This is a genomic window from Pantoea sp. Morm, from assembly GCF_016643525.1.
In the GTDB taxonomy this organism is placed as follows: domain Bacteria; phylum Pseudomonadota; class Gammaproteobacteria; order Enterobacterales; family Enterobacteriaceae; genus Pantoea; species Pantoea dispersa.
In genome coordinates this window covers 1-3781 of record NZ_VOQX01000178.1, presented here as the reverse complement: position 1 = coordinate 3781, position 3781 = coordinate 1, and the positions used below count along the sequence as shown (strand labels likewise).

Genomic DNA, 3781 nt, shown 5'->3' with positions numbered 1-3781 from the left:
ATACTCAGATACTCAGATACTCAGATACTCAGATACTCAGATACTCAGATACTCAGATACTCAGATACTCAGATACTCAGATACTCAGATACTCAGAGAAATCTTTCCGTGGAGAGTCACATGGCGCTTGAAAAGGCTCATAGCAGCAGTAATAAGAAAATGACTTTTGGTGAAAACAGAGATCTTAAAAATGTAGTCACCACTCCAGTTGTGACTGGAAAAGCTAAGCGTGTAAACGTCAATTTTGATGAGGAAAAGCACCAAAGATTCAAGGCTGCTTGCGCCAGAAAAGGTACTTCTATAACAGACGTAATCAACCTCCTTGTTGATGACTGGCTGAAAAGGAACGATTAAAAGCGATCCCCTGATTAATCTACTGGCTATAAAGTTGCAAGCCATTTGAGAAGATATTAGGGGCACTGAATCTGAAGGTCACAATGAACAGACTGATCAATTTAATTTTGGGATTTATGGGGCTTAGAAAGCTTGATGGAAAAGACAGAAAAAGTGCTGCTGAATGGGGATTCCTGCTGAGTGCGGTATTTATCGTGCCGCTCTTCTTCATGCCGCACGCCAGCGAGTTGATAAAAATCGGCCTGCAGCTGCTGTGGGGCGCTTGCGTGTCGCGTGCAGCATTCATGGCCAATGATACCTGGAAGAAAAACAACTCACGCTGAAGAATACAGCAAAAAAAAGCACAAAGATGGGAATACAGGGTCTATTGCAGCAGACGCTCGGGTATGGAGTAAACCTGCATGGGTTTACTCAGTCAGCCGACATGTTAAAGGGGTGGTACTGCCGGCGTCTCCCTGCTTTTGAAGACTGGATTCGTCAACTTTCAAGTGGTGACAAGTTGCCACGCGGTAGTTATTTCAGCAGTAAGAAACTAGGCAAGCCTCTGTATATTGTGAATGAATTCTGGTATTGATTTTCCTGAGAGGGCAGGGTGAAGGCAGGCATCAGCTCCAGCTTTAGCTGTCTGCGCCTGGCTATTTAACGTGCGCCACGGGAATGTCACTCCAGCGCGTGGTCCATGCCGGTGACAACATCTCCCGTTTCATTTTCCATTCCGTATTTAATCCCTGACCCGCAAACCACAGGTTGCCAAGCCCGGACTGGTTAATACCGTCCAGCACTTTCATCAGCTGCGCGCTGTTTCGCCGCGGGCCGTCCTCGTCGAACAGATTCAGCTGGCTGACGCCATTTGGCGTGAAGTCATCAAGCATGATCCCGGCCTTCATGTAGCGGCGCCCCTCCAGCCAGATGCGGTCCAGGCTGCGCATGGCCACCTCAATGACGTCACGTGTGTCCTGGGTGGGCACCTTCAGGTTCTCGCCGGCGCTGTTGCCGTAAAACACCTCCCCGGGTGCGTGAGGCGAGGTGCGGATAAAAATGCCCACGCGGCGGCAGAACTGCCGCTCTCCGCGTAGCTTTTCGGACGCGCGCGTCGCGTACTGACAGAGTGCCTGCTGCATGGCCACTTTTGACGTGATGCGCTCGCCAAACGATCGCGAGCAGACGATCTGCTGTTTTGCGGGCGCAAACTCTTCGAGCGGAATGCAGGATTCGCCGTTCAGCTCCCGCACCGTGCGCTCCAGCACCACGCTGAAGTTTTTCCGGATGAGGGCAGGGTGAGCGCGCGACAGCTGCAGGGCATTTTCAATGCCCATGATGTTCAGCTTTTTCGCGATACGCCTGCCAACGCCCCAGATTTCTTCTACCGGCTGATTCTGCAGGAGCGTGGTGGTCCGCTTCGGGTTGCCCGTGGTCAGCGCCAGCACGCCCTTAAACTGCTTCCATTCTTTGCTCGCCCACTGCGCGCTTTTGGCCAGCGTTTTGGTCGGACCCATGCCGACGCCCACGGTCAGACCGGTTGTGGCCAGCACGTATGCGCGCAGGCGCCGGCCGAAATGTTCAAGGTCTTCGCAGCCATCAATGCCGGTTATGTCGAGGAACATTTCATCAATCGAATACTGCTCGACCTTTGGCGTCAACTCCTCGAGGGCCGTCATGACCCTCTGCGACATAGAATGGTATAAGGCGTAATTTGAGCTAAATACATTTATTTTCTCAGAATAAACTTCATTTTTTATCTGAAACCATGGCGCGCCCATTTTAATGCCCAGAAGCTTCGCGCCCGCTGAGCGGGCAATCACGCAGCCGTCGTTGTTGCTGAGCACCACCACCGGCTTACCGCGCAGGTCCGGGCGAAACAGCGCCTCGCAGCTGGCGTAAAACGAATTCACGTCGGCCAGTCCGAACATGGGCATGGTTACCTCCGGCGCGCACGCGTGCTGTTGAAGAACCAGGTGACCACGCCGAGCAGCTGCAGCTCCTCCGGGTAAATGGTGGAGTAGGCCGGATTCATGGGCAGCAGGGCTAGGCGGGGGTGCAGCTGCAGGCGTTTGACCGTGAACTCCCCGTTGACCTCCGCTATCACGACATCGCCGTGCGCTGCCTCCTCGGCCCGGTCAACCACCATAACGTCGCCGTCATACAACCCCAGTCCTTCCATGCTGCTGCCGCTGGCGCGCACAAAGAAGGTTGAGGCGCGCCGGCGGATGCAGAGTTCGTTCAGGTCGAGCTCGGACTCGACGTAGTCCTGTGCAGGGGAGGGGAATCCGGCGGCACACGGGTCTGCGAACAGCGGGACCCGTATACGCGGCGTAAAGATGGGGGGCCAGAGCAGCATCAGGCCGGGGCTGTACGCTGCCGGTTTCACTGTAAACTCCCGGCAGACGTTGCGGGAGTTAGGGTGGGTGCTGTATGTAATTGGTACATAAAATCCTCCTCTGATAATACTGTTTATATGTACAGTATTATTGAGTGGCATTTATCTGGCAAGAGGCAGTCCGGCAGATACGTCCGGAAACGGATTTATGTGGCTGAGAGCGGAGAAAAAATATTTTCCGCCGCACACTCATCGGGCATCTATGCTGATACCGGGCCCGGGCAACGTACGGAAGCGTTTCCGGGCTGTACATCAGCAGCCTGGCTTTCCGCAGTCGGGCTCCTTTATCTTTCTTTCCTAATACCGGCACCGGAGCGTAAGCAGTCTTTGCGGGCATCGGTGACGTGACGCTTCCTCGACACGGCTGTTCGTTCCTCGCGCAGCTGCGGTACGCCTCAGCCGTGACTGCGGCGAGCGTTGGGTTCTGGCAGTTGAATGCAGGTATTTTTTTCCGGACCCGTTGTGCAGACCGGACGGAGCGCATTAATCTGGACGAAACCTCTTCATAACCTCCCGGGGTAATCTATGGACGGCCATACCTCTCCCGCACGCTTTCTCGCTTATCTGCTGACTGAGCATGATATCTCCGTGACGCAGCTGTGTGATCGCAGCGGGCTGGACAGCGATATAGCCTGGGCTTTTCTGGCGGGGCGACTGCCGGTGACGCAGACGCTGGCTGAGCAACTGGGGATTGTGTTTCATTCATCCGGATTCTGGCTGACCCGTCAGGCCATCTGGATGCGGGCCGAATCAGACGCTGCCGTACCGGGCGATGGCGACAGGGCGCCGCTGTGCTAAATTAACCGGTGCCGGTACGGGATTATCTTCTCCTTATTCACCAGGGGGTAAATAAACTGTAGCCGTGCCGGCGCCAGTCATACACTGATGTCTGACGACTCTGTCAGCTGCCGTTAATGCACCGGATAATGTCAGGCCCCTGATTGTGAACGTTGCCGACTTTTGTCGCTACCGGATGCCAGGTAAAGTCGGTTTCAGGCAGCGCGCTGTCATGCGCAATTTCAGCAGCCCACGCCGGTGAAGTGTCCTGAC

Annotated in this window: 5 protein-coding genes; 3 read left to right on the top strand and 2 right to left on the bottom strand. The window is 54.8% G+C overall.

The features are described 5' to 3' along the window. The first annotated feature begins 120 nt into the window (after positions 1-120). On the top strand, positions 121-354 hold the full coding sequence (locus FT726_RS26365; protein ID WP_100701399.1) for a plasmid partition protein ParG: 234 nt from the start codon (positions 121-123) through the stop codon (positions 352-354). Positions 355-437: 83 nt separating this feature from the next. Further along, entirely contained in the window at positions 438-677 is a 240-nt protein-coding gene (locus tag FT726_RS26360) for a hypothetical protein (RefSeq protein ID WP_346303750.1), read from the top strand. Positions 678-989: 312 nt separating this feature from the next. Here FT726_RS26360 and umuC read toward each other — a convergent pair whose 3' ends face one another. Both umuC and umuD read right to left on the bottom strand, forming a co-directional pair. Then, the gene (gene umuC, locus FT726_RS26355; RefSeq protein ID WP_346303751.1) at positions 990-2264 is read right to left on the bottom strand and encodes a translesion error-prone DNA polymerase V subunit UmuC; all 1275 of its coding nucleotides are present in this window, start codon (positions 2262-2264) and stop codon (positions 990-992) included. Between the two features lie 8 nt (positions 2265-2272). Then, a complete protein-coding gene (gene umuD, locus FT726_RS26350; protein ID WP_052127526.1) occupies positions 2273-2692 on the bottom strand; it encodes a translesion error-prone DNA polymerase V autoproteolytic subunit in 420 nt (139 codons plus the stop codon). A gap of 564 nt (positions 2693-3256) precedes the next feature. Here umuD and FT726_RS26345 point away from each other — a divergent pair. Then, a complete protein-coding gene (locus tag FT726_RS26345) occupies positions 3257-3529 on the top strand; it encodes a hypothetical protein (RefSeq protein ID WP_052127525.1) in 273 nt (90 codons plus the stop codon). The last annotated feature ends 252 nt before the right edge of the window (positions 3530-3781 follow it).